Annotated in this window: 1 protein-coding gene; it reads left to right on the forward strand. The window is 69.0% G+C overall.

All coding sequences use genetic code 11. From position 1 onward, the window contains the following. A partial coding sequence (locus KI686_RS17555; RefSeq protein WP_237590357.1) for an enoyl-CoA hydratase-related protein occupies positions 1-316 on the forward strand: 316 nt, incomplete at both ends.

A 316-nucleotide genomic window follows, 5' to 3' on the forward strand; every position in this document is an offset into this window, starting at 1 on the left:
CGAATCGGCCGACGCGGTGGTCACATACGAGGTGCGCGGCTCCACCGCGATCATCCGCTTGAACCGCCCCCAGTACGGCAACGCGCAGAACTCCAAGGTCACCTACGCGCTCGACGCCGCCTTCATCCGCGCCGTCGACGACGACGCCGTCAAGGCGATCGTCCTGGGCGGCAACGGCAAGCACTTCTGTGCCGGCCACGACATCGGCACCCCCGAGCGCGACAACCACGAGAGCTTCGAGCGCAAGGCCGTGATCTGGTGGGACCACGTGGGCGCGCGGGGCGTGGACTCGCGATTCGCCCGCGAGTCGGAGGTG

Source organism: Polaribacter sargassicola, assembly GCF_021991835.1.
Classification (GTDB): Bacteria; Bacteroidota; Bacteroidia; order Flavobacteriales; family Flavobacteriaceae; genus Polaribacter; species Polaribacter sargassicola.